The organism is Paenibacillus dendrobii, from assembly GCF_009807035.1.
GTDB lineage: Bacteria > Bacillota > Bacilli > Paenibacillales > Paenibacillaceae > Paenibacillus_AQ > Paenibacillus_AQ dendrobii.
Genome location: NZ_WUBI01000003.1, coordinates 495,657 through 521,464, shown reverse-complemented (window position 1 = coordinate 521,464; position 25,808 = coordinate 495,657). Strand labels below are relative to the sequence as shown.

Annotated in this window: 16 protein-coding genes; 6 read left to right on the top strand and 10 right to left on the bottom strand. The window is 52.9% G+C overall.

The features are described from left to right. Window positions 1–157: 157 nt before the first annotated feature. Entirely contained in the window at window positions 158–1,963 is a 1,806-nt protein-coding gene (locus GRF59_RS20425) for an ABC transporter ATP-binding protein (RefSeq protein WP_160499557.1), read from the bottom strand. Next, window positions 1,960–3,705: an ABC transporter ATP-binding protein gene (locus tag GRF59_RS20420; protein ID WP_160499556.1), complete on the bottom strand. Its 1,746-nt coding sequence runs from the start codon at window positions 3,703–3,705 to the stop codon at window positions 1,960–1,962. Before GRF59_RS20420 ends, GRF59_RS20425 begins: the two co-directional genes overlap by 4 nt. Window positions 3,706–4,205: 500 nt before the next feature. Between GRF59_RS20420 and GRF59_RS20415 the strand changes: the two genes are divergently transcribed. Then, window positions 4,206–4,883, top strand: a complete 678-nt coding sequence (locus GRF59_RS20415; RefSeq protein WP_160499555.1) for a response regulator transcription factor — start codon at window positions 4,206–4,208, stop codon at window positions 4,881–4,883. Beyond that, window positions 4,880–6,013, top strand: a complete 1,134-nt coding sequence (locus tag GRF59_RS20410; protein ID WP_423802969.1) for a sensor histidine kinase — start codon at window positions 4,880–4,882, stop codon at window positions 6,011–6,013. The genes GRF59_RS20415 and GRF59_RS20410 overlap by 4 nt, the downstream gene beginning before the upstream one ends. On the opposite strand, the gene GRF59_RS20405 is transcribed toward GRF59_RS20410, so the two are convergent. Beyond that, the gene (locus GRF59_RS20405; RefSeq protein ID WP_160499554.1) at window positions 5,919–8,531 is read right to left on the bottom strand and encodes a winged helix-turn-helix domain-containing protein; all 2,613 of its coding nucleotides are present in this window, start codon (window positions 8,529–8,531) and stop codon (window positions 5,919–5,921) included. The genes GRF59_RS20410 and GRF59_RS20405 overlap by 95 nt on opposite strands. Before the next feature lie 189 nt (window positions 8,532–8,720). Here GRF59_RS20405 and GRF59_RS20400 point away from each other — a divergent pair, with 189 nt between their 5' ends. Beyond that, the gene (locus GRF59_RS20400) at window positions 8,721–12,566 is read left to right on the top strand and encodes an RCC1 domain-containing protein (protein ID WP_160499553.1); all 3,846 of its coding nucleotides are present in this window, start codon (window positions 8,721–8,723) and stop codon (window positions 12,564–12,566) included. Window positions 12,567–12,640: 74 nt separating this feature from the next. Here GRF59_RS20400 and GRF59_RS20395 read toward each other — a convergent pair whose 3' ends face one another. Both GRF59_RS20395 and GRF59_RS20390 read right to left on the bottom strand, forming a co-directional pair. Further along, window positions 12,641–13,303, bottom strand: coding sequence for a DUF2642 domain-containing protein (locus GRF59_RS20395; protein WP_160499552.1), 663 nt, complete (start codon window positions 13,301–13,303; stop codon window positions 12,641–12,643). 273 nt (window positions 13,304–13,576) lie between these two features. After that, window positions 13,577–14,323 carry a hypothetical protein gene (locus GRF59_RS20390; RefSeq protein ID WP_237391933.1) on the bottom strand — a complete coding sequence of 249 codons (747 nt, stop codon included), beginning with the start codon at window positions 14,321–14,323 and terminating at the stop codon, window positions 13,577–13,579. Window positions 14,324–14,647: 324 nt separating this feature from the next. On the opposite strand from GRF59_RS20390, the gene GRF59_RS20385 reads away from it, so the two are divergent. Continuing rightward, window positions 14,648–15,703: a CotH kinase family protein gene (locus GRF59_RS20385; RefSeq protein ID WP_160499550.1), complete on the top strand. Its 1,056-nt coding sequence runs from the start codon at window positions 14,648–14,650 to the stop codon at window positions 15,701–15,703. A 133-nt stretch (window positions 15,704–15,836) separates the two neighbouring features. Here the strand turns inward: GRF59_RS20385 and GRF59_RS20380 are convergent, their stop codons facing one another. The 4 genes from GRF59_RS20380 to GRF59_RS20365 form a co-directional block, all read right to left on the bottom strand. Further along, window positions 15,837–17,783 (bottom strand): FtsX-like permease family protein, encoded by a 1,947-nt coding sequence (locus tag GRF59_RS20380; protein WP_160499549.1) that lies wholly within the window; start codon window positions 17,781–17,783, stop codon window positions 15,837–15,839. Then, entirely contained in the window at window positions 17,758–18,528 is a 771-nt protein-coding gene (locus GRF59_RS20375; protein WP_160499548.1) for an ABC transporter ATP-binding protein, read from the bottom strand. Before GRF59_RS20375 ends, GRF59_RS20380 begins: the two co-directional genes overlap by 26 nt. 116 nt (window positions 18,529–18,644) lie before the next feature. Beyond that, the gene (locus tag GRF59_RS20370) at window positions 18,645–19,628 is read right to left on the bottom strand and encodes a sensor histidine kinase (protein ID WP_160499547.1); all 984 of its coding nucleotides are present in this window, start codon (window positions 19,626–19,628) and stop codon (window positions 18,645–18,647) included. Further along, on the bottom strand, window positions 19,625–20,329 hold the full coding sequence (locus GRF59_RS20365; protein ID WP_160499546.1) for a response regulator transcription factor: 705 nt from the start codon (window positions 20,327–20,329) through the stop codon (window positions 19,625–19,627). Before GRF59_RS20365 ends, GRF59_RS20370 begins: the two co-directional genes overlap by 4 nt. A 269-nt stretch (window positions 20,330–20,598) precedes the next feature. Here GRF59_RS20365 and GRF59_RS20360 point away from each other — a divergent pair, with 269 nt between their 5' ends. Beyond that, window positions 20,599–22,053, top strand: coding sequence for a catalase (locus GRF59_RS20360; RefSeq protein WP_202128774.1), 1,455 nt, complete (start codon window positions 20,599–20,601; stop codon window positions 22,051–22,053). Window positions 22,054–22,185: 132 nt separating this feature from the next. On the opposite strand, the gene GRF59_RS20355 is transcribed toward GRF59_RS20360, so the two are convergent. Continuing rightward, a complete protein-coding gene (locus GRF59_RS20355; RefSeq protein WP_160499544.1) occupies window positions 22,186–23,298 on the bottom strand; it encodes a glycosyltransferase in 1,113 nt (370 codons plus the stop codon). A gap of 271 nt (window positions 23,299–23,569) precedes the next feature. On the opposite strand from GRF59_RS20355, the gene GRF59_RS20350 reads away from it, so the two are divergent. Then, window positions 23,570–25,808: collagen-like repeat preface domain-containing protein (locus GRF59_RS20350; RefSeq protein ID WP_160499543.1), on the top strand; the 2,239-nt coding region annotated here is incomplete at its 3' end.

Sequence of the window (25,808 nt, the reverse complement as noted above, 5' to 3'; positions counted from 1 at the left end):
CGTTCACCTCGTGAATATAATGTAACACATATTACTATGTGTGACAATGTAATATGGCAACTGGCGTTCTGATCAGCAGCAGACCCTACATATGTCATTTGGAGAAAAAGAAAAGGCAGGCCAAGAGGGTTCTCTTGGTCCTGCCTTTATCAGTGGCTCAGTTGATCGAGGTCGTGGTCACGAGGCTTTCATTCGAAGCCGTGTCCTCCGCCTCAGATGTCTCACCCTGCCAGAGGAGCTGCATCTCGGAGTTTGTTGCGAGCAGATCGGACAAGGCACCTTCTGCTTCGATGCGTCCGTCCTTCATGACGATGATATGGTCAGCCTGTGCCAGTGCCGCTTTACGGTGGGAAACGGCGATACAGGTGACGTCCCGTTCCTCGAAGAGCCGTTCCCAAAGTTGTTTCTCTGTCTCTACATCCAGGGCGCTCGACAGGTCGTCGAAGATGAAGAGATCTGACTCTGTCATCATCATCCGCGCCGTGGCTGCGCGCTGGATCTGACCGCCGGACAGCATCACCCCTCTTGGGCCGACAAAGGTCTCAAGGCCTTTGTCCAGATCCTCAATATCTTTCTCCATGACGGCTAAACGAACCGCCCTAGCGAGTATTTCGTCGCTTGAAGGGCTTCCCTGAATGATGTTCTCCCGGAGTGTATCGCTGAACAGCCTTGGTACCTGCGGCGTATAGGCCGCCCGAGGCGGAATAAGGAATGATGCCGGGTCCACCTCTTGGCCATTCCAATGTACGGCTCCGCCGGATTTAGGCAGCAGCCCGAGCAATGTACGAACCAGCGTCGATTTACCCGAGCCAATCCTGCCGGTAATGACCACGAATTTGCCTCGCTCCATCGTAAAGCTCACATCGGCGATCCCATTTTCAGAGTTTGGATAGGTGTAGGAGAGCTCCTTAACTTCAAGCGTTTGAAGCCGCTCTTGGGGATCTTTCTTGATCACCGGCGGTTCTGGGGGGTCCCCGTAAAGATGGGTTTCGCTGAACTCCATGATTCGCTCCTGTTCGCCGGGACGGAAGAGGATGCTCATCCGATCCAAGGATACTTTTAAGCGCTTATGCTGGAACACCATATATCCGAACAACGAAATACTGAAAGCGATATTCGACAAATATGAAGTGAAGAGGGCGAAGTCGCCAACGGTAAACTGGCCCGCCTTCATCGCCGATGCGCACATCAGCAAAATGATGCCGGTGCAGATACTTAACACATACTGATTGAGCGAGCGCATCCACTGCTTGAACAGATTATCCTTTAGTGCTGCCTGCCGACGCGATTCGTTGAGCTCGACAAACCGCTTGTGGACATGCTCTTCCGCCTGGCCCAATTTCAAGGCTTGCACGGCGCCGAAGGACTCGGCAATAAAGCTGGTAATGCGTCCTGTTGCTTCGCGGTTTTGCTGGCCGTAGCGTCTGGCGCGGTTGCCCGAAAGATTGTTCAGCAGCGTCACTGCGATGAGCGGGAGAAGAGCAACCAGCGTGATCTGCCAATTGATCTTGGCCATGATGACGAGAGAAATGACGGCGAACGCGAGCCGGCCCCAGAAGTCGACCCAGGATTCCACGTATTCGACGACTTCATCCACGTCCTCACGGAATCGGCTGACCGCTTCCCCCGGGGAAGCAGGCAAGTTGCGGCCCGGCCAGCGCATGATTCCTTTGAGCATATTGGTACGCAAAATGGCCTGGATATCGTAAATGTAAGTAACCCATTTGAAGAAGGCCCAGAAAAAGACGCCTACCCGCGATACCCTTACGAGTGCAATGAAAATCAAAGGAACCGCGAGCCAGAGGTAGTCATGGGACTGCACCGGGACTCTGTCAAAGAACCACTTCATGCCAAACCCCAGGAGCAGCGGCAGAGAGTGGAACAAGCCCCAGAGCAGGCCGTTTACGATAAAAAGCGATATGTTATAGGTAAACAGGCGTTGTATAAATCGGGATACGGTCATGCTAAATCCTCCTCTCTGCCTGTGATCAGGAGCTGGGCGTAATGCGAGGATGGATCTTTGGCCAGTGCCTCCCTCTCGCCAAATTCAAGAATTCGTCCATCCCCAAGTACCATGATGTGATCCACCTGCTCCAATGTAGAGAGCCGATGCGCGATGACGATGCCGGTGCATTGCTTCATGAGCTGATCCACGGCGGACTGAAGCATGGCTTCGGTAGCCGCGTCCAGGCGCGAGGAAGGCTCATCGAGAATTACCAGACTAGGCTCGGTCAGGAAGACGCGCGTCAGGGCAAACAACTGGGCTTCACCGGCGGAGAGAGAAGCTCCTCCTGCCTTTAGATGCGTATCGAGGCCTTCAGGCAGCGAGTCGATCCACTGCTTAAGACCAAGCCGACCGGTCGTCTCCAGGATGTATTCATCCGAAATGCTGCCGTCGAACAGCGTAAGGTTATCGCGAAGCGTGCCGTCAAACAGCTGCACATCCTGCGTGACCATGCCAACCCGGCGGTACAAGGCTTCAAGCTTCAAATCCTGGATATCCGTTCCTCCGACCCGAATGGCACCGCTGTTAATATTGTACAGCCGGAGAAGGACGCGGCTGAGGCTGGATTTGCCGCTGCCGGTGCGCCCGATGATGCCAAGTCTTTCGCCTGGCCGGACTTTGAACGTAATATCATGCAGCACCGGCTTATCCGGGTTGTAGCTGAAGTTTACGTGATCGAATTCGAGGCCTAGCGCCCCTTCCGGAAGTTTCGTTTGGTTTCCTTCCATGATTTCGCTGCGGTTGCCCAGCAGCTCCTGCGAACGCATCATGCCGGATTTGGCTTTCTGAAACTCTTGTACCTGATCCCCGAGTTGTTCGATCGGATCGTTCAGCATTTGGGTGTATTGATAGATCAGAAACAGCGTCCCTATCGTGATTTGGCTGGTCAGATAATAATGGACGCCGAGCAGCAGCACGACCGTGACGGCGATCGCAAAGAGAACGACGGTTGTATTCCACGGAATGACGCGGAGCATCCAAGCCTTGCGGCCTTTCAGGAACACGTTCCGCATTGCCCGGTGGAAGCGGTTCATGACATACGGCACGTTGCCGTTGGCCTGAACGTCTTCGATGCCCGCTATCCGTTCCTCGATGAAGCCGAACAAGGCGGCGCTTGCGCCGCGTTCGTCTTTGGAGGACTTTACGCCGAGATCGCGGATGAACACCATGGCGCCGATGGAAGCCAGCGTAAATACGGTCATCACTGCAGCGATCGGCCAATTAATGGTAAACATGAAGCCCAGTATGCCGGCGAGGAGAACGAAGCTGCCGATGACCTTGATGATGAACATGGCGAAGAAGTTCGACATGTTGGTCACGTCGCCATCGATCCGCTCGATCATCTCGCCGGGCGTTTTTAAATTGTGAAAACGCATATCCAGGCGGAGACAGTGCTTCAAGAGATCGCCGCGAAGCTGATTCGTGGCACGCCAGGAAACATCATTTCCGAGGTAGCTGATCGCAACGGATACGACCTGGTTCAATATGGCAAATAGCAAGTAATATCCGGCCAGCACCAGCAGCTTGGAAACGATGCCGTTATCTGCGGCCGTATCGATAAAGCGCTGGACAATCTGCGGATTCACGAGCTGGGCCGCGGTGGAAGCGAGCAGCAGCACCAGCAGAATGAGCAGCCGGCCCTTGACCGGACGCAGATACCGGAAGAGCCATGACATCGATGGCTTGTTAGGTTGTTGCATGTGAAAACCCCCAATTCCAAAACCATAACAATATGTATTTTTAAGAATTATAGTCTGCGTCTGGCCGCAACCCAATTAATTGACCAGATGCAAATAATATCCATCATACAATAATTCGGAAGCGATTCAAGATAAAGTTCGGCTAAAAGAAAACTTTATCCATGACAGTTATTTTCTCTCCGTTCATATTCAGTTCATATTGGACGTTTAATCTATGTACCGTAAGCTGATTTCGGATGTTCCTGATTTGCAGCTCGCCGAGTATTTTTTTCATCGGAATGGTGAAGGACAATAAAACGGTGAATATCTAACAGATACGGCTGCGTATGCCATCCGCATGGACCTTTGTCACGAGATTGGAGCGCAGATCTTCAAAGAAATCGATTATAGCTGAACCTTTTCTGGCGATATCGGGGTATGATGGCTTAGATGTTTAATGCGCTCTGATAAAATACGAATAAAACGTTCGCTTATACAATTATGGAAAGGAGAGGGGAAGAATGCCACTCATTCTTGTGGTCGATGACGATCCGCATATTCGCGAACTGGTCAGCCATTTGCTCAAAAGCGAAGGCTTCCACACGGCGGAAGCCGCTGACGGACATGATGCCCTGAAGGTGCTCGAAACGACGCGGGCCGATCTGGTCGTGCTTGATGTCATGATGCCGGGCATGGACGGATGGGAGCTGTGCAAGGAATTAACGGAGAACTATGAGGATCTGCCTGTCTTGATGCTGACGGCAAAAGGCGAGACTGTCCATAAGGTCAAGGGTTTTGAGCTGGGTACCGACGATTATTTGGTGAAACCCTTTGATCCACCGGAGCTGATCGTCCGGGTCAAGGCACTTCTGAAGCGCTACCGAATTTCCGCTTCTCAGCAGATCCAGATCGGTTCGCTCCGGCTGAACCGTAAAAACTACGAATGCTATAGCGGAGATGAAGCCATCACTCTGCCCCTGAAGGAATTCGAGTTGCTGTTCCTTCTGGGAAGCTATCCCGGGAAGACGTTTGCCCGCGACCAACTGATCGAGCAAATCTGGGGATTCGATTACGAAGGCGACGAGCGCACGGTCGACGTGCATATCAAACGTCTCCGGGAGCGGTTCCCTCCGGAAGAACAGGCCTTCCAGATTCGGACGATTCGCGGGCTTGGTTACCGGATGGAGGTGACTTCTTGAAGCATACAGGGATCTGGATGAAGCTAAAGGTCGTGTTTTTCATGCTGCTCGTACTCATCGCGCTCAGTCTCTGTTGGACGGCGGCCTACTTTCTTATGCATTGGTTAAGCTGGCCTCAAGCCCTTCTTGCGAGGCAGCTGGCGGTTTCCATCGCTGGATTCTTCATTTTCGGCTTGATCATCTCGATCATATCGAGATTTGGCCGGAGAAAGGAGATGGAGTTCTATCAGAGCATCATTGATGCTTTTCGGCGGATTGCCAGAGGCGACTTTACGGTTTCGCTGCCCTTGGAAGGCATGGATAACGGCCGTTTTACAGACATCATCCAGAGCATCAACGACATGGCCGCCGATCTGAATAAGCTCGAAACGATGCGTCAGGGGTTCATCTCGGACGTGTCGCATGAAATTCAGTCTCCGTTGACATCGATCAGCGGTTTTGCTCGGGTGTTGAAGGAGAAGGAATTGAGTGCGGAAGAGCGGGAGCATTACCTTGATATCATCGAGCAGGAAAGCGTGAGACTCTCTCGCCTGTCGGAAAATATGCTGCGTTTGGCTTCGCTGGATTCCGAGCAGCATCCGTTCCATCCGGCTCCGATACGGCTTGATAAGCAGCTGCAGCAGCTGATTCTGGCCTGCGAACCGCTGTGGCTGGAGAAGGATCTGGACATGTCGGCCGATCTGAGCCCGGTCACGATTGAAGCGGACCCGGATCTGCTGAGCCAGGTATGGGTGAATCTGCTTCATAACGCGATCAAGTTCACGCCGCATGGGGGAACCGTTGAAGTCCGGCTGGAAGCGGGCGAAGACGCGGTTCGCGTTAGGGTGGAGGACTCAGGCATAGGCATCTCGGAAGAGGATCAGGCGCATATATTTGACCGGTTTTACAAGGCCGATAAATCAAGAACCCGCTCGGGCGGGGGGAGCGGGCTCGGATTATCCATTATTCAAAAAATCGTGCAGATGCATCAAGGTAGCGTAACGGCTACCAGCCGTCTGGGCGAAGGGACGACGATGACCGTTCAACTGCCTTGGGTTACGGCAGCAAGCCCAGCTCCTGTGCAGCCAGCAGCGCCTGCGTCCGCGAAGAAACGCCGAGCTTCTCATACAGCCGCGAAAGATACACTTTAACCGTTCCTTCCGACAAAGCGAGCTCGGAAGCGATCAGCTTGTTGCTGGCACCTTTGCGGATGAATTGCAGAAGGACGGTTTCGCTCCGGCTTAGCTGCTCGATCAGAGCCGCCGAAGCCTCGCGTATGACATCCGCTTCAGCCGGCGAAAACTGCTGCAGCAGGCTGTGGACGTAATCGGAAGATACCCTCGCCCGTCTGGGTTCGCCCTCTTGCGCGGTATCTAAAGGTCCGATGCCGGCTTCTGCTGCATAACGGGTAAGCAGGGCACGCAAGGGCTTCCCTTCGTCAAGAAAGCTTCGGACATAACCGTTACGCTCTCCGATCAGCAGCGCCTCATGTAGTGCATGAAGGGCTGCTCTTCGCTGTCCCCGCTGCTCTTCCAACAGCGCCTGCAGAATCGATATCTCCACGATGCTGGAGAGGAGCTGTTCTCGTACCGACTGGGGCTTCAGCTGCTCCAGCAGCCGCAGCGCCTCTGCTTCCTTCCGCTGGCGCCCCAGCAGCCGCACATACGACAGATATTCGTATTCTCGTTGAAAGGTGGGCCGGTCCTTTGCCGAAAGGCACAGCATCGCGGCGATTTTTTTGGCGGCGGACATCTTGCCTTCCTTGACGTGAAGTCGCATTCTACGGGCCAGCAGCAGGGAGTTCCACGGCTGGTTCCATTGAACCCGGGCATGTTCGAGGCCTTCCTGAATCAAATCATGGGCAAGACGGCTGCGGCCCTCGAGCAGATGCAGCTCGATGCGCATTAGCAGCATCGGCAGCAGCAGGCCGGGCAGCTCGGCATCAGAGGCGACCGGAAACATGGCTTCCATGGCCGCACGGCAGTCGTCGATTCGGTTCCATTCATAATAGCCCTCTACAAGAGATTGCTTCACGTAATAGTAAACGAGCGATTCCTGCAGCCCGTGCGAGGCCAGCACCCCGAGATACAGCCCTCCGATGTTCTCCATGTCAGGCGACAAAGCCCCCTTCAGACCAAGCGCCGTACGCCGGATGAAAGGCTCCCTTACATTGAAGTTAAATTTGTAAAAGGTAGGATCCGCAGGCAAAATATCATCAAGCATCGTACCGATGAACGCATACCAGTTCCCGAAGTCGCCGCTTGCGAACATGAGATTCGATCTGACGAAGAGGATGCCGCTCTGCAGCTGCTTCCATCGATCGGGATGACCGTCTTTTTGTTCGTTCTCGAAGTGCTCCAAGCGCTGCTCAGCCAGAACAAATCGTCCGGTCAGCACCAGCACGAAGGCGTAGAACAGCTCGACTTCCGGCTTCAGCGCGTAGGAACGGGGAAAGCTGTCGAGCCAGCGCAGCAGATTGCCGAGCTCTCCGCTTTTCAGCAGAGCCGGGATATGATTTTCCAACAGCGTCTCCGCCATATGAAAGTCTTCAGCAATGACCGCGTACTCTATGGCCTCATCCATGTAACCTCGCTGCGTGAAAGCCTCGCTTGCCAGACGGTGAAGCCTGTCCCACGATTCCGGGCGGTGTCTTTTGAAGTACTCGCGTATAGAGCCGGTAAACAGATGGTGATACCGGAACCATTCGTTGGTTTCGTCAAGCGGAATCAGGAAAAGATTCAGCTTCTGGATCTGCATAAGCTTCGTGCGGCTTTCCTGATCCTCCGTGACCGCTTCGCATATTTCCGCGTCAAATCGCTCCAATATGGATGTCTTCAGCACGAATTGATATAGTTCATCCGGCAAGCCCGAGATCACTTCATGAAAAATGTAATCCGTCACGTTGCGGTGACTGCCTTGAAACTGCCCGATGAAATGGTCAATGTCTTGTCCCGACTTCAAAGACAGCAGAGCCAGCTGCAGACCGGTAGCCCACCCCTCCGTCCGTAGGTTCAGCTCGTTGATTTGTCTATGCGTCATTCCTGGACCTAACCCTTCGCGGCATAAAATTTCGGTTTCGTCAGGGGTGAACTGCAGCCCGGCAGCACCGAGTTCGCGGCTCTCGCTTTTGGAAAGCCATTTGACGGTGGCAAAAGGAAGCTCATTGCGGCTCGCCACCAGCAGATGCAGCGGCTCAGGCATATATTCGATGAAATAGGAGAGGCTCTCGTGAATGCGTGGGTCCCCGATTACATGGTAGTCATCCAAAATCCAGGTGAGCGGCTCCGTCAGTTCATAGAGCTCGTTCATCAAAGCATCGAGAAAGGATATGAGAGACAATCCGTTCAGTTCTTCGGCAAGAACGGTGATTTTAGGTTTAAGGGCAGGAGGGACGACGGCTGCAAGCGAGTGCACCGCGTAACGCCAAAAGCGGAGCGGGTCATTATCGCGTTCATCCAGCGTCAGCCATGCGCCTTGCATGTGCCTTGCATGTACCCACTGGATAAGCAGCGTCGTTTTGCCGAACCCCGCGGGGGCGCACACGAGGCTGATCCGTCCGCGCACGCCGCTCTGGATCCAATCCAGCAGTCTTGTCCGTTCGACGAGCCCCTCTTTGCAAAGGGGCGGGGTGATTTTGGTCTTCAAAACGACAGGAGTGGTCAGGCTCATTCTTCATTTCCTCCAAACTTGCGACAAAATCCTATGGTTTCACCCGTTTTACCACATTATATAAAAAAATTCGCGGTCCGTTAACTTTCGTTAATTCATTTCGGACTTTTATTTTTTTAAGATTGGGAGGTGTGAGAGACGGATCGTCATCGCCAGGACAGGGATGACGGCAAGGAGGAGCAAGAAGAAATGAAAAAATGGGGAAGAGCAGCGGTCTGTCTGCTTCTGGTGTTGACTCTGTTTCCCGGGTATTCGAAAACCGATGCGGCTTCGGGAGTGCAGCCCTGGACGGCAGTTCCGCAGATTTCGGCCGGATATCAGTTCGGACTTAGCCTGATAAGCAGCGGCACGGTGTGGACTTGGGGTGCGAATAACTATGGGCAGCTCGGCGTGGGAGACAATAAAGGAAGACTCACGCCCGTACAGGTCAAAAATCTGGATCAGGTTACCTTGATCGAGGCGGGTATCAAAAGCGCCTACGCCATGAAAAAGGACGGAAGCGTCTGGGCATGGGGAGACAACGAACATGGTCAGCTTGGGATCGGCACGACAACGGATGCAGGTGTCCCGCAGCGAATTACCGGATTGAACGATGTGATATCCATGTCCAGTCGAATGGGATACCACGCGCTTGCCTTGAAAAACGACGGAACCGTGTGGGCATGGGGTCTTAACAACGCCGGGCAAGTTGGCGACGGAACGATGGAGATACGCACAGCACCTGTTCAGGTATCCGGTCTTAGCGATGTGGTGGCGGTCTCCGCGGGAGGCTATCATAGCCTTGCACTCCAAAAGGACGGAACCGTGTGGGCTTGGGGCTACAATGGAGAAGGAGAACTTGGCAACGAAACGTTAACGGACAGCCCCGTTCCGGTTCAGGTTCATGGTCTCACCCGGATCAAGGCAATTTCGGCAGGGAATTATCATAACATCGCTTTGGACGAGGATGGTCATATATGGACTTGGGGGCGGAATAGCAATGCATCGCTTGGACCTGGCTTTAATGGCTATAGGCAGCCCCTTGCACAGCTTATGGACAAAATGAATAATGTAAAAGCAATACAAGCGGGTATGTATCACAGTTTGTTTCAACTCGAGGATGGTACGGTAATGGCCTTCGGACTCAATAATTACGGCCAGCTAGGTAACGGTGAGAGTACCGGAAGCGCAGCAAATCCTGTTAAAACAATGAATTTAACCGGCGTTAAAGGCCTGGCGGCAGGCGGATTCTCCAGTTATGCGTTGACAGCCGACGGCAAAGTATGGGGCTGGGGCTATGGCAGCGACGGAGAGATGGGCAATGGGGGAAGGGCTGATAAAACCCCTTTGCCCATGCTTAGCCGTGCCTCTTTGGATACTACACCGCCCTACCCGGCTCAGCCGGAAATCACGGTCACCAACGTTACAAAGACAGGCCTGACGCTGTTCTGGAACCAAGCAGCGGATAACTGGAACGATCCGGAGCTTTTGGAGTATCAGGTTTATCAATCCGATAAGGCGGATATTCAGACCGCGAGTGCCATGAAGTCGAAGGGGGTTCCCATCGGAGATTTCCAGGCGGATGTGGGCCATTTGGAGATCAAGGGACTTGAACCGGGCAAAACTTACTATTTTAACGTGCTGGTCCAAGACCTTGCGGGGAATCAACAGGCCTATGCCATGCAGCAGGCAACCACGCAGGCTCTTCCCAAATACCAGGTAAGCTACAACGGAAGGGACAGCACATCCGGCAATCCACCTCAGGATGCTAACGGTTATGAGGAAGGAAACACGGTCATTGTGCTTGGCAATACCGGGGATTTGCAAAAGGAGGGTTTCTCCTTTACCGGATGGAGCATGAATGAAGATGGGAGCGGCACGATCTATGCACCGGGCGATTCGCTAACGATCGGCTCAGCTAACATGATGCTGTATCCCGTGTGGACTTCCGTACCGGATACGGCGGCTCCCCGGGTTGCTGCATATTTTCCCGAGTCCGGGGCAGGTAACATTCGGGTGGATCAGCCGCTGCAGGTAACCTTTAACGAAAAGGTCCAGGCGGTTACGGGCAAACAAATCACGATTCGGAAATCATCCGATGGCATGATCCTGGAAACCATATTGGCGGATGATGCACAAAAGATCGGAATATCAGGCACGGGGGTCGTGATTACGCCTGCGGCACATTTGGAGTTTAATACGGCGTATGAGGTGCAGATCGAAGCGGGCGCATTCCAGGATGAGGCGGGAAATGCGTTTGCGGGAATTGCTCCGGGAGAGTGGCATTTTATGACCGCCGGCCCCGAAGCGCCAAGCAGCGATGCGCGTCTTGGATCGCTCCGCTTCATAGCGGATGATGCGCTTGCCATACTTACGCCGGCTTTTGATAAGGACATACCGGAATATCAATCCGAAATGAGCAGCGGCGATGACCGGGTCAAGCTGATGGCTGAACCACTTGAGGAGCATGCCAGCGTAACGGTCAGCGTATATGATGCCCAGGGGGGAGAAGCCGGGGCGCCGATTCCTTTGGATCTGACGGAGGGGAACATTCTTACCGTACCGGCAGGTAATTTCGGAGTGAAGCTGAACGTTACCGCGCAGGATGGGAGCACGAAGGTCTACGTGCTGAACGTCTCAAGAAAAGGGACCAGTCCGGGAGGCAATCCAGGAGTGCCAACAGAGCCTGGAGGCAGCCCGGGTGAAGGAAATCCAGGCTCATCGGGAAGCGGGAACACAGCAGTAAGCGAATCTCAACCGCCCACTCCCCTTATAACGAAACCGGATATTCGCATAAACGGCAAGGTTTCCGGAGCAGAGCTTTCGAATTATGCCGTGACGCGCCAGAACGGGCGAAGCCTGGCAGAGCTTGAGCTGAATACGGCGGCCCTTCTCCAATCCGTTGCGAAGGAGAACGGGGCACCGGAAATTGTCGTGCGGTTTGCAGATAATGCTGCCGATGATCTGACGCTTCGGGTGACCGGGGGAGCGTTGATGGCGCTAGAAGGCAGGGATGCGAGGCTTACGGTGGAGACGATGAAAGGCAATGCAAGCTTCAGCGCTGCGGGCCTTCGAGTAAGCAAGCTTCTCTCCAAGCTGGAAAAGCAGCTCGGAAGGCCGGTGCAGCCTGCTGATGTCAGCATACGGCTGAGCTTGTCCGGCACGTTGCCAAGCTTCTGGGAGCAGACCTCAGACGACCGTGTGAAATGGCTATCCAATCCTGTTGGCATAAAGATGACAGCCGCTAGTAGGGATGCTTCCGGCCGCTTGGTTTCGGTGGAGGCCGGTCCGCTGTCTCGGCACGCGGAGCTTCTCATTCCTATTCCGCAGGGGACGGACCTGACTGTAAAGTTAACGGCAGCATGGGTGGATGCCAGCGGAACGATACGCTCCGTACCGACCCGGATGACGAGTGTGGAGGGTAAATGGTATGCTGCCGCCAGCATTCTAAGCGGAGGCGAATACTCGCTGCTGTACCATGAAGCGGACGCGCCGTCCGACATGAGAGGGCATTGGGCATCAGGAGTCGTCCAGGACCTGGCTTCACGCCTGATCCTGCAGCCTGAGGAAGAAAAGGCATTCCGTCCCGATCTGCCAAGCACACGCGGGGACGTGATATCGCTTATGGTTAGGGCGCTCGGGCTGCCGGATTCCGCCGAACCGGTACCTTATGCCGATATCCGTGAAGGCAGCGGGATGGCCAGGGAAGCAGCCGCGGCGCAGCAGTATGGCTTGATTACCGGCTACGGGGACGGCTTATTAAAACCGGATCAGCCCGTGACCCGGGAAGAGGCCTTCGTATGGATTGGCCGAATGCTGGGCGCGGCAGGCCTCGATTCTGAAGGAACGGAATCCGAGGCGGCGGAGGACCTTTCATCCTTTTCGGATGAGCAGTCGCTTAGCCGTTGGGCACGGTCTGGTACGGCAGCTGCATATCGCTATCATATCATTCAAGGCGACGGAGGAAGGCTTCTGCCAAAGCGGTATGTTACCCGCGCCGAGCTTGCCGCCATGATTCAGCGGGCGCTGAACGCAGCCGGCCGGATCGACGGCTAAAAAAGGACATAACAAGTTAAGGGCTGTCCGTAGAAAATATTCTGCGGCAGCCCTTTTTTTGACACGTATACCGTTTAAGGCAGATGAACCGATTTGACGTGATCGCAGTGAAGGAAGATGGTGTTTCCTCCAGCCTCCACCAGTTCCATGATTCGATTATCTACCTTTTTTAACAACCCTGCCTTTAACGGGGATTCCCCCAGGTCAAAAATGACAAGCTCATTCTGAAATTTCTCCAGCTGCTGTTCTAATGTACGGGAGAGTGAGACAGCAGGCTGCTGGAGCTGGAAATGATGCTGGCTGAGATAGAAGGGAGTCATGTTTGGCGGAAGAGGGCATATATACTTCACATGATGCAGGGGGATATAGACAGAATGATATAGAGGAGAATAGAAGATAAAGTAATCATTCATAATGCTTGTTACATATCCGTGAAGGGGGCTTGGGCCGCCCAGATCGATTTCCGTAAAGATACCTCTGGAATTCATCAGCATTTTTCGATAAGAGATATTCGTATGATCTACTAAAGGCTCCTTGCCATCCGAAGAGGAATCTTCTCCGTCCTGGGAGAGTCTCAAATGCTGCAAGTGATGAATGGGTACGTACATATATCTGGTTTCGGAGAAAATGACGATAATATCGCTGCCAAGATCTACGAGCTCTCCGGCGATGGGGATTTTACAGCCTGATATTTTAAGCTCCACATATTTTCCGAGGAGAGAACGTATAGACTCCATAAACTTCCTCCTTTCACACTTCAATCGGACCCAATATACAGAAAGAGAGGGTTACAAGCCCAATTAGTGTCACAATGAATCCACCAAGCATATAATGCGCTAAACATTTCATTAATCTCGATGAAGTGCAGGTTAAAGGGACGACCCCTGCGGCCGCAAGAATCCATATGCCTTTTCGTCTAGGGAACAGATTCATAGACTCCGCAGGGGGCGTTATATTTTTGAGCATATTTAATTCTTGATTTCTTCTGCAGGATTGGCGTGTCCTATCATTTATTCACCGCTGCTTCGTCCACTGCGGTTACCTCTACGACGATTACCCGTGCGATTGCCGCTACGGTTGCCAGTACGGTTACGGCTGCGGTTGCCAGTGCGATTGCCAGTGCGATTGCTGCTGCGGCTGCCCCAAGATTGATTGCCCCCTGTCCGGTTGCCCCGGGTCTGGTTACCGCCACTTTGGTTGCCACGGGTTTGATTACCGCTGCGGTTGCCCCCGCTTTGGTTCCCCCGGGATTGGTTTCTTCCTGATCTGTTACCGCCCGAGTTGTTACCACCAGATTTGTTGCCACCGGAATTATTTTTGTTGTTACCGCTGCTGCTGTTACCGCTACTGCTGTTGCCGCTGGAGTTGACGAGTACCGAAACGGATTTGACGTGGTAGATTGGAATACGGACAACTTCCTCTCCTTTTACGGCCAGCATGAGATAGCTTTGATTGGCATCTGCTACAATCCCTTCAAGCTTCTCGGGTCCGCCACGGTTGATCTGCACATGACGGTAACGCAAGGCTTGCAGAAGTGAAGCAAAGTTGTAGGCGCTGATCGGACTTGCCATGGTTCCCTGTGCGCCCCCGGATTTGCCGGTGGCCGTGATGGACTTGATGTGCGTCGTGCTGACATATACGATACTGCCTTCCTTGCTCCATACTGCCAGGTAGTTGTTCTGCACGCTGAGCAGCACACCTTCTACCGAGTCGGGTCCGCCGCGGTTGATTTTCACAGTCTGGCCGACCAAGCTCATTAAATCATTACCGGATAAAGACATTTCACATTCCCCTTCCTCAAGATCATTAGGTAGACGAAGAAGAGCGTTCATTCGTCCTTCAAGTCTATCTATGCTCTATTTATATGTGTCCTCGAGCGAGCAGGGACTAGCCGAATATACTAGATTACCAAAATTGAGCTAATATCCTCATATAAATTGATAGGAGAGACATGGAAGAGAAAAATGGAAAAATCCTTGAAGCACAAGGGCGTCTGCCCTGACGGCATCCGCTGATGTGGCATAGAATGGTGCAAAGCCCGCTATGGGCTACTCTTCCTGTTGGAAAGGCGGTTTTCGTGCATGGGTCTGCCCGTTTACCGGATCGTGATCAAGGAAAGGGACTTACAGCAGATGGAGAACCAAATTTGGTCCGACAAATTTCTTCCGGCGACATTTTCGAACGGAAGCGGATCCCAATCTGTCCAAATCCGTTATCGCGGCGGTCATACCCGCGAATATCCCAAGAAATCCTATGAGATTCGTACCTCGCGCGCGACGTATCATTTTAACGCGGAGCATGACGATCCTTCTTTGCTCAGAAATGCGCTCTCATTTCATTTCTTTAATAAGATCGGAGTCCCCAGTCCAGCGACGCAGCACTGCGTTCTTCAATTAAATGGAGTGAACCAAGGAGTATATTTGAGGATCGAGGCGGTCAATCAATCCTTTTTCCGTGCCCGTAAAATCCAGGTGCGAAGCATTATCTATGCCGTAAATGATAATGCCACTTTTGAGCTCAAGGATATAGATACGGATAAATCCAAAAGCTCCCTGTTCTCAGGGTACAGCCTGATGAAAGGAACAGGAGAGGATCGCATGAGATTAATTCGCTTCATTAAAAATATTCATGCCAAACGGGGGAAGACACTCCAGAAATACCTAAATGGACGTTTGTACATGGACAATTATTTAAAGTGGCTGAGCGGGGCTGTACTTACGGGTAATTATGATGGATTCCGGCAGAACTATACGATATTTGAGTATAAAAAGAGGAAAGCGTATGGCATTCTTCCGTGGGATTATGAGGGAACCTGGGGACGCAACTGTTATGGAAAGGCAGTCGCATCCGATCTCGTCAAGATCAGGGGAGACAACAGACTGACTGCGAAGGTCATGGCTTACAGCGCCTACCGCCAGCAGTATAAGAGGCGTTTAGAGGATATCCTCGCTTCTGCGTTTACCACTCAGCAGTTGATGCCAGTGGTCAGAAAAATGTTTCACGAGATTGAGCAAGACGTTTACCGGGATCCGAAATATAAATGGCCGCTCGGCATGTTTGTTAACGAACCGGATGTCATCCATGCTTATATTGAGAATCGACGGAAGGATATCAGGCGAGAGCTGCAAAATTTATGAAATCTCCGAAACTGAAAAAAGACATCTGCAAGCCGTATTCGAACAACGGACAGATGTCTTTTTTAAATCAACAGGTATAATAACGTTTCAACCAAACTTCTGTAAAAGTACCATAATAGATTTCAATAGAATGTTACATTACCTTTTGATATAAATGGTTCAGATACCTCCAGCGCGTGACGAAAAAGTAGATGATCTGGATCGCCAGGAATGAAGCGAAAATCGCCAGTGTGTGAGAGGCGACGGAAAAATCAACGAGCTGCTGCAGTGCCAGAAATGCCACGCTGCTATGAATGAAGGCGACCAGGAGCGGCAGAAAGAACATGAGGACAAGCTGCCTCGTCACGGTTTTGGCCAGCTCCTTGCGGCTGAGACCGACTTTGGAAATCATCCGGTACTGCTCCTCGTCCCTGGAAAGATCGGCGTACAGCCTGAAATAGATAAAGCTGGCGGCAAAGGTAAAGAACACGATGCCGACAAGCCCGCTGACGATGAGGAGGATGCCGTTCGTCTGCCGTGATTCCACCCACTGGGTGACCAGGGCGCTGAATTGAAAAGGAGTATATTGCAGCGAACCGGTATCCGTACCCTTATATATGGCGTCGGTTAATTCCCGCGTTACGGCGCGCGTATCATGCCACTTCGGCACGACAAATTCTACATAGTTTACTTTCATTAAATTGCCGGCATTAAACCTGTCATAGTCCGAATCGGTAACGATATAAACTTCGTAGGGTTCCGGAATGACGATATGCTGAAGAGCTTTTTTGATATGCATAGTCATTTCCCAACTGCCTTCGAATTGTACCATCCTAACCGTATCGGTGCCTGCCCCCTCCAGCTTGTATTTGCTGTTCTGGGATATGGTTGAGGGAGCTGCCAGCGTCTCCCCGTGTTGGAGCATTTCCGGGTCATAACCAAGTGCTGATGCCAGACGGTTGTAGTCGCTCAGCTTGACCAGCGTGAATCCCTCTTGGGTATGGGCCGGGGTATATGAGGCCATCTGATAAGCGAAACCTTCACGCTCCAGCGTCTCTTCGATCAGACGGATATGCTTTTGTTCGAAATCATTTTTATAATCGGATTCATTAAAGGAAATATACGAAAAGGCATATGGATTTTTCATCGCGGCAAGCCCTGGATCACCAATGGCCAGGGAAGTGCCGATGCCCGTGAAGGCGATAGCCGAAATAATCGATACCATGAAGAACATGACCGCATTGTCTCTCATCCGGTAGACCATCTCGGAAATGGTTAGCAGATTCGTGCGGTTGAAGAAGATGTGAGGTCGTCTTTTCAAGGCTCTCATGATATAAACACTCAGCTGGGTAAACAGGAAATAGGTGCCGATAATAACCAGCAGCACGCCTCCAAACAGCAGGGCAAACGAAAGGATACGCCCAATCACGAAGATGAACACACAGGCATAGCCAATTGCGATGAGCAGCACCGACAGCAGGGACAACAGAACGGAGGCCTTTGGCTCCGGCTTCGGCTTATCCTCGGCTTTGATCAGCTCGGCCAGCGTTCCCTTCTTGGTCATAAAAGACGTAAAGGCGGCGACAATGATGAACAATGCCAGATACGCCGCTGCCGTCAGCAGAATGGCATTCCCCGGCAGGTAGAACGGCAGTCCATGTTCGACGGCCAGCATCGTGGCGCAGATCAGCAGAATCAGCTTGGAGAATACGACACCCACTAGAATGCCGGTGACAATAGCTGCAACGCCGATCACGATGTTTTCGACGAAGAGCATGCGGTTGAGCTGTTTGCGGGACATACCGAGCAAAAGCAGGATGCCGAACTCTTTTTTGCGCAGTTTGATGAAGGCGCTCACCGAGTACAGCAGGAACAGAAATGAAAAAACAAAAATGATCACCTGCGATATCTTCATACCCATCGTACCCAATACGCTTAGCGTCGTGCTGCCGGAAACGATCTCTCCCCGAAGGTTGGGATGGAAGGAGAGCAGGGAATACGTGAAGAAAATCATGACCGAAAAGGCGCTGCTCAGAAAATGGGCGACGTAGGTCCGCTTGTTCCGGAAAACGTTGTTAGATGCGAACTGACGGAAATTCATGCCCGTTCCCTCCCAGCAGCGACAAGACATTGATGATTTTTTGATAGAAGGAGGCGCGGTTGTCCCCGTAGTAGATTTCGTTATACAGTTGTCCGTCCTTAATGAAAATGACGCGGCTGCAGTAACTTGCGGCGACCGGATCATGCGTCACGAGCAGCATGGTCGACTGATCCTCCCGATTGCGCTTCTCCAGGATTTCCATGACGTCGCGTGCGGATTTGGAATCCAGGTTGCCTGTCGGCTCATCCGCGAGCAGCAGCTTGGGCTCATGGATCAGGGCGCGGGCAATCGCCGTGCGCTGCGCTTGTCCGCCGGAGATTTCGTAGGTTCGCTTATCGAGAATAGACGTAATGCCAAGCTTATCCGCGAGCGCTTCGACACGTGCATTCATTTCCTTGATTCCCACTCCGTCCAGCGTGAGCGGCAGCAGGATGTTTTCCTTAACGGTTAACGTGTTCAGCAGATTGAAGGATTGGAATACAAAACCGAGCTCGCGCCGGCGGAACATCGCCAGCTTATTTTGCGACAGCGTGTAAGGGTCCTCGCCGGCGATGTGTATTTCTCCCGAGGTAGGCTTGTCGATGGTGGAAATCATATTGAGCAGCGTCGTCTTGCCGCTTCCCGAGGGACCCATGATCCCTACGAACTCGCCTTGATTAATGGACAGGTCAATGTTGGAGAGGGCCTCGTATGAGACCATGCCTTTGTATATTTTGCCGAGGTTTCGGACTGATAAAATTTCCATGGGCTTAGCATGCCTCCTTATGAGTCTTTATCCCAAGTGTACCTGCCCGGGAACGAATCTCCTATCGACGCAGCTTTCACCTCTCTTACAACGTTGTAAGGAACCGCTAAGGGGCATCAGTTTGCATAAGGAAAGCGAATTCGCACGAGCGTGCCTTGGCCCACGGCCGATTCCAGCTCGATCCGGTGGTTCATTTTGCCGATGACCTCTTTGACGAGATACAGCCCCATGCCTGTGGACTCTTTGAAGTGGCGGCCGTTTTCACCGGTATAAAAGGGACGAAATACCCGTGGGAGATCGGCCTTCGGAATCCCTGCGCCGCGGTCCTGAATATCGAGTATAACGGCGCGGCCCTCTTGCTTAGCTGAGACGGTGACCTTTTGTCCGCTGCCCGCCGAGTATTTGATGGCATTGTTCAGCAGCTGTCCGAGCACAAACTTCATCCATTTGGCATCGGTTTGTACCGTCAAGCCTTCGTCAATGAGTACCTCGGGATAGACATGGCTCCGGATGAAGTACCGCTTCAGCTCATGCACTGTATCCTTCACAAGTTGTCCGAGAGCAACCTGTTCTACGTTGAAATCTTGTTCAAACGTATCCAGCCGCGCGACATACAGCACCATCTCCAGGCCTCTTCTCAAACGGTCGGTTTCTTCCGAAATGCTGGTAAGCCGGTGGTCCTCTTCTTCCTGCGTCACCATCTCGATAACCGATAACGGCGTCTTCATCTGATGAACCCACTGGTTCATGAAGGTCAGGTAGTCCGCGTTTTTGCGTTCCCAGCTTTGCAGCATGTTCTGGTACTGCCTGTACTGGGTTTCCAAAAGCTCGCTGAGAGCCGCAGGCAGGGGTGAGGCCTCATGGCTTTGTACGGAATCCGCCAAAGTGTCCAGAGGGCGGGAGAGTGCCCGGTAAAAGCCGCGATGGGTTGCGTAACGGAAAGCAAGGTATCCCGCGAATAGGAATAGTCCGAGAAACAGGGCGTAAAGGGCCGTCAGCGGATGGTCGTAGCCGTCGAACCAGAACACCATCAGCACGCCGAGCAGCTCAAGCAGCGTAAATATGAGCAGGGGAAGATGCTCCCTCAAAAATAATTTCATGACAGCGATAGATCCTTCCATGTCGCATTCAGGCGGTAACCGAGTCCGCGCACCGTTTCCAAGGCATCCCCGATTCCAAGCTCCGCCAGCCGCTTTCGTACCCTTGTAATGTTCACGCTCAGGGTGTTGTCGTCGACGAAAGCGTCATCCCACAGCTTTTCCAAAATGACCTCCCGGCTAACCACCCGCGGGCTGCGTTCCAGCAGGGTCTCCATCAGAATGGCTTCTTTTTTGCTCAAGGCGACCGTTTGAGCCCCTAGCTTCAGTTCCATGCGTTCCGCATATAGAACCAGGCCGTCTTTTTCGACGGTGCGTTCCTCATGTTTAGCAGCGAACTCGCCGTACACGCGGCGGAGCTGACTGCGGATTTTGGCCATCACGATTTCGTAGTAGAACGGTTTGGTAATGAAATCATCAGCGCCGTTTTCGAGCGCCATCACCTGATCCATTTTCCCGCTGCGCGCGGATATGAAAATAATCGGGCAGGTTGAAATCTGCCGGATCTGACGGCACCAGTAATACCCGTCAAAGCTCGGCAGATTGATATCCAGAAGAACAATATGTGGCTCAAGCGCCTCAAATTGTTCCAGTACATGATCGAAATCATGAATAACGATGCCATTGTCCCCGTACTTTTCAATATGGGACTTCAGCAGGTCCGCGATCTTCGGATCATCTTCAACGATAAGGATTTTATACATAAGGATAGCTCCTTCAAATATTGATGGATGGGAAGCCGCTATTACCCCTTTATTATACACAGCGCGTGCGGCTTCACGAAAAGAAAGGACAGAGTACAGTAAATAGACGTGATTTTGGAGCATAACACTGCAAAAACAATCATATAAATTACCAGATTATAATTATTATAATTTAATATTGATTTTCATTATCAGCTAGGATACAATGAATCACATCAGTTACTTATTTATAATTATTCTAATTTAATATATGAGGGGGAAAAGTGATTATGGCAAAACTCACGACAAATCAAGGCGTTCCGATCGGGGACAATCAAAATTCAAGAACGGCGGGCCAGAATGGTCCGACGCTGCTGGAAGATTATCAACTGCTGGAGAAGCTTGCGCACTTTGACCGCGAACGCGTTCCGGAGCGGGTCGTTCATGCCCGCGGGGCAGGGGCGCATGGCGTCTTCAAGCTGACGAATAGCATGAAGCGCTATACGAAAGCGGCCTTTTTGCAAAATGAAGGGCAGGAGACGCCGGTGTTCGCCCGCTTTTCCACGGTCATTCATGGAACGCATTCGCCTGAGACGCTGCGCGATCCGCGCGGCTTCGCGGTGAAGTTCTACACGGAGGAAGGCAACTATGACTTCGTCGGCAACAACTTGCCGGTGTTCTTTATCCGCGACGCCATGAAGTTCCCGGACATGGTTCACTCGCTGAAGCCCGATCCGCGCACGAACTTCCAGGATCCGGATCGTTACTGGGACTTTATGTCGCTAACGCCCGAGTCGACGAACATGATGGTGCATCTGTTCACGGATGAAGGCATTCCTGCAAACTACCGCCAGATGCGGGGTTCGAGCGTCCATGCTTACAAATGGATCAACTCGTTCGGCAATACAGTATACGTGAAGCTGCGCTGGGTGCCGAAGCAAGGCGTGAAAAATTTGAGCGGGACGGAAGCATCCGCCATTCAGGCGAAGGATTTCAACCACGCCAGCCGTGATTTGTATGAATCGATCGAGCGCGGAGATTATCCGGAGTGGGATTTATACGTGCAAGTTCTGGATCCGGCGGATATGGACCGATTCGATTACAATCCGCTGGATTCGACGAAGGACTGGTTCGAGGAGGATATCCCTTACCAGCTGGTGGGTACGATGTCGTTGAACCGCAATCCGGACAATATTTTTGCGGAAACGGAATCCGTCGGATTCAATCCGGGCGTGCTGGTGCCGGGGATCGAGCCGTCGGAAGATAAAATGCTGCAGGGGCGGCTGTTCTCCTACTCCGATACCCAGCGCCACCGCATCGGACCGAACTACTTGCAGCTTCCGATTAACTGCCCATTCGCTCAGGTGAATAACAATCAACGTGACGGCGCCATGCCCTTCAAGCAGCAAACGGGCCGGATCAACTATGAACCGAACCGTTATCAGGATACACCGAAGGAAGATCCGGCATACCGGGATGTGCCGCAGCCCGTACAAGGCGTTATATCAAGGGAAAAAATCGATAAGCCAAATGATTTCGGGCAGGCCGGTGAGGTATTCCGCAAATACACGCCGGAAGTGAAGGCGCAGCTGATCGGCAATCTGGCGAACGATTTGGCGAATGTGGCCGAACAAACCAAGCTGCTTGCCATATGCAACTTCTACCGCGCGGACGAGGAGCTGGGCAAACGCCTGGCGGAGGCCCTTCAGGTGGACTTGGCACCGTTCCTGTCACGCATGTCTTAATGTTGTAATAAGCCTATTATTGTCTAAAACTTTTGGACACTGCACCTAAATGCAATATCACACCCTTTAATATAAAAAGCCGAGGACGAAGTCCCCGGCTTATTTTTTATGGAGCGATGTTTGTTCGTTGTGTCATGAAGTACTTGATACTGCGGCGGTTTCGGCTTCTTGGACAAGCCCCAGCTTTTCCTCCAGATATACTTTGTTACTGATGACGGACGGGTGATCCGGCTGATACTGGCGCGCTGCTTCATTATGCCGGTAAGCCAGGTCATGCAGGCCAATGCGGTCATAGCAGACGCAGAGCTGAAGATGGGGCAGCCAGGTGGAGCAGCTTAGGTTCTGCATGCCCCAGGAATTTTCGGGAACAGGAATTTCGATGGCCTGCTTATACCAGTATAATGCGGCGTGATAGTCGTTTTTTTGCAGAAAGCGGTACCCCATGCGGCAGCAAAAATCGGGGCGGGGCGGTCCATACTCCAGTGACTTTAACATGCTCGCAAGCTCCATCGCAGGCTCCCCGAGTTCATGATAGCAATCGGCGAGCTTGCCGCAGGCCGCAATATTGTCCTCGATCCATCCTTTCCCGTCATTCAGGAACTTCTCATAATACACGGCGGCCATCTCAAAAAAACGGTGATCCTTCAATTCATTCGCAAAATAGTAGACGTCTCTCGGTGAAAAATTTTCGCCGCCGGATTGTCTCTTCATATATATTTTCAAATTCCGGTCGCTGTCGCGGTCATCTCCCCGGTGCGTCACGGCAATATCGCTGTCCATGATGCGTCCCCCGACTTCCAGATATTCATGTACGGCTCCGATCCAGCGAAATTGGTTGCTTCTCTTCACAAGGCGGTTGCGCCGCAAGCTTGAAATCACGTTTCCCTGGTCGTCAAAAGCCAGATGGTACTTCATGGTTACCGAGTCTATGCCCGAATCCAATGCGTTTTTCAATTCGAGCAGCTTCGAAAGGTCTTCCTCCAGGAAAACATCGTCCGCATCCAGCCACAAAATATAATCCATCTCCGCCTGCTGAAAAGCAAAGTTGCGCGCAGCCGCAAAATCGTCGATCCATTCAAAATCGAAAATATGGCGGGTGAATTTGCGGGCGATCTGTTTAGTGCCGTCCGTTGAACCGGTATCGACAATGATGATCTGATCGGCTGCCTTCTGCACGGAAGAAAGGCAGCGCTCAAGCGTGTTTTCCTCGTTTTTGACGATCATGCACAGGCTGATGGTTATCATTTTTTTATCACTCCTTGGCATGTTAAATCATTTAAATATGAATTTTGCAAGATCCCGAATAAGAATAATTCCCAAAACCTAGTAAGTGGTACAAATCTCATGAATACATTAGGTATTGGGCTGCGAAAAAACTCGAACGGCTTCAGTCATATGTATGACATTAAACCGAAAAGCAGACCGCGAATGGCACTTAGAACACATGAGTCCAATGTACTCGAAAAAAAGAAATACAAATGGTTCGCATCAATGGAACATGAAGGAGGAAAGATGCATGAGCATGAATGAAGACGATGATAAGAAAGGATGGGGACCAGACGAAGATGAGGTAGGCATCATTCCGATTACTGCCCATCAAACGGAACAGCTCATCGGTCTGTTGTCCCGTTTGCTGCAGACGGTTCCGCCCGCCTTGCTCAGGCAGGATCCGGCATCGGTAGCGGCATTGAAGGAAGTATTCAAGAGACTTCAAACCTTTGTCACGGACACGGAATTTCCTGTGCGAGACAAGGCCTTTCTTCAGTCTGCGCTTGAGCTCGCAATAACCATGTGCGAGGCGATTCCCGCATCAGGCGTGGGATTGCTCATCAATTTGGAGGAAATTCTGGATGATCTGCTTTCGACGATTCTGCTGCTCCGCGTGAAGCCGGTTATTAAGGACACGCTGGTTGAGCTGATCCGGCAAATTCAGCGCACAATCGCAGACATATTGCCATCGGTTTCATTGGGGACATCCGGTACGCAGGGACCTCCAGGACCTCCAGGGCCATCTGGTCCGGCAGGAAGCCAGGGGCCGCCGGGACAAAATGGAGCTCCGGGAACCGTGGGTAATACCGGACCTGCTGGACCAACCGGCGCGACAGGAGCAACAGGAGCTGGACTAACCGGAGCCATCCCCTATGATGCCGCTCAAGGACCTAGTTATCTGGAAGGCCAGGTAGTTACCTATGAGGGCAGCACCTATTTGGTTAACGTTAATTTTCCGACTGGGACTCCGGATACGTCACCTGACTACACTTTACTGGCGGCCGCAGGTGCCATTGGAGCAGCGGGTCCAACGGGCTCAACAGGGCCAACAGGAGCAACGGGCGTAGGATTAAGCGGCATTGTACCTTTTGACCCGGCGCAAAGTCCGGGATATCCAGCAGGGCAAGTGGTAACCTTCAATGGTAGTACGTATATTGCCAATGTGGCTGGGCCTGCCGGAACGCCGGGAAGTTCGCCGGATTACACATTGCTTGCTGCATCCGGTACAACAGGTGCAACGGGATCGACAGGAGCCACGGGAGCGGGCGCAACCGGTGCGACAGGAGCAACGGGCGTGGGATTAAGCGGCGTTGTACTTTTTGACCCTGCGCAAAGTCCGGGGTACCCAGCAGGGCAAGTGGTGACCTTCAATGGCAGTACGTATATTGCCAATGTGGCTGGGCCCGCCGGAACGCCGGGAAGCTCGCCGGATTACACATTGCTTGCCGCATCCGGTACAACAGGCGCAACCGGCGCAACGGGAGCGACAGGAGCGGGCGCAACCGGTGCGACAGGAGCAACGGGTGTGGGATTAAACGGCGTTGTACCTTTTGACCCGGACCAAAGTCCGGGATATCCAGCAGGGCAAGTGGTAACCTTCAATGGCAGTACGTATATTGCCAATGTGGCTGGGCCTGCCGGAACGCCGGGAAGTTCGCCGGATTACACATTGCTTGCCGCATCCGGTACAACAGGCGCAACAGGCGCAACGGGAACGACAGGAGCTACGGGAGCGGGCGCAACGGGAGCCACGGGAACCACGGGAGTTACCGGTGCCACGGGAACCACGGGAGCGACAGGAGCCACGGGAGCAGGTGAAACGGGAGCCACGGGCGATACCGGGGCCACGGGAGTCACCGGCGTAACGGGAGCTACCGGAGCGACAGGAACCACAGGGGCAGGTGCAACGGGAGCCACGGGCGATACGGGGGCCACCGGAGTCACCGGAGTCACCGGCGCAACGGGAGACACCGGAGCGACAGGAGCCACGGGAGCAGGCGCAACGGGAGCAACAGGCGATACGGGAGCCACGGGAGTCACCGGCGCAACGGGAGCTACCGGAGCGACAGGAGCCACAGGGGCAGGTGCAACGGGAGCCACGGGCGATACGGGGGCCACCGGAGTCACCGGCGCAACGGGAGACACCGGAGCGACAGGAGCCACGGGAGCAACCGGCGCAACAGGAGCAACAGGCGCAACGGGAGCCACGGGAGTTACCGGAGCAACGGGAGCTACCGGAGATACAGGCGCAACAGGAGTAACAGGTGCGACAGGAGCTACCGGAGATACGGGAGCCACCGGAGTCACCGGCGCAACGGGAGGCACCGGAGCGACAGGAGCCACGGGAGCAACCGGCGCAACAGGAGCAACAGGCGATACGGGAGCCACGGGAGTTACCGGAGCAACGGGAGCTACCGGAGATACAGGCGCAACAGGCGTAACAGGTGCGACAGGAGATACAGGAGCAACGGGAGCAACAGGAGCGA

Coding starts and splice junctions, on each gene's coding strand:
- GRF59_RS20425 (WP_160499557.1), bottom strand. CDS start 1,963: ATGACCGTATCCCGATTTATACAACGCCTGTTTACCTATAACATATCG.
- GRF59_RS20420 (WP_160499556.1), bottom strand. CDS start 3,705: ATGCAACAACCTAACAAGCCATCGATGTCATGGCTCTTCCGGTATCTG.
- GRF59_RS20415 (WP_160499555.1), top strand. CDS start 4,206: ATGCCACTCATTCTTGTGGTCGATGACGATCCGCATATTCGCGAACTG.
- GRF59_RS20405 (WP_160499554.1), bottom strand. CDS start 8,531: ATGAGCCTGACCACTCCTGTCGTTTTGAAGACCAAAATCACCCCGCCC.
- GRF59_RS20400 (WP_160499553.1), top strand. CDS start 8,721: ATGAAAAAATGGGGAAGAGCAGCGGTCTGTCTGCTTCTGGTGTTGACT.
- GRF59_RS20395 (WP_160499552.1), bottom strand. CDS start 13,303: ATGGAGTCTATACGTTCTCTCCTCGGAAAATATGTGGAGCTTAAAATA.
- GRF59_RS20390 (WP_237391933.1), bottom strand. CDS start 14,323: ATGAGCTTGGTCGGCCAGACTGTGAAAATCAACCGCGGCGGACCCGAC.
- GRF59_RS20385 (WP_160499550.1), top strand. CDS start 14,648: ATGGGTCTGCCCGTTTACCGGATCGTGATCAAGGAAAGGGACTTACAG.
- GRF59_RS20380 (WP_160499549.1), bottom strand. CDS start 17,783: ATGAATTTCCGTCAGTTCGCATCTAACAACGTTTTCCGGAACAAGCGG.
- GRF59_RS20375 (WP_160499548.1), bottom strand. CDS start 18,528: ATGGAAATTTTATCAGTCCGAAACCTCGGCAAAATATACAAAGGCATG.
- GRF59_RS20370 (WP_160499547.1), bottom strand. CDS start 19,628: ATGAAATTATTTTTGAGGGAGCATCTTCCCCTGCTCATATTTACGCTG.
- GRF59_RS20365 (WP_160499546.1), bottom strand. CDS start 20,329: ATGTATAAAATCCTTATCGTTGAAGATGATCCGAAGATCGCGGACCTG.
- GRF59_RS20360 (WP_202128774.1), top strand. CDS start 20,599: ATGGCAAAACTCACGACAAATCAAGGCGTTCCGATCGGGGACAATCAA.
- GRF59_RS20355 (WP_160499544.1), bottom strand. CDS start 23,298: ATGATAACCATCAGCCTGTGCATGATCGTCAAAAACGAGGAAAACACG.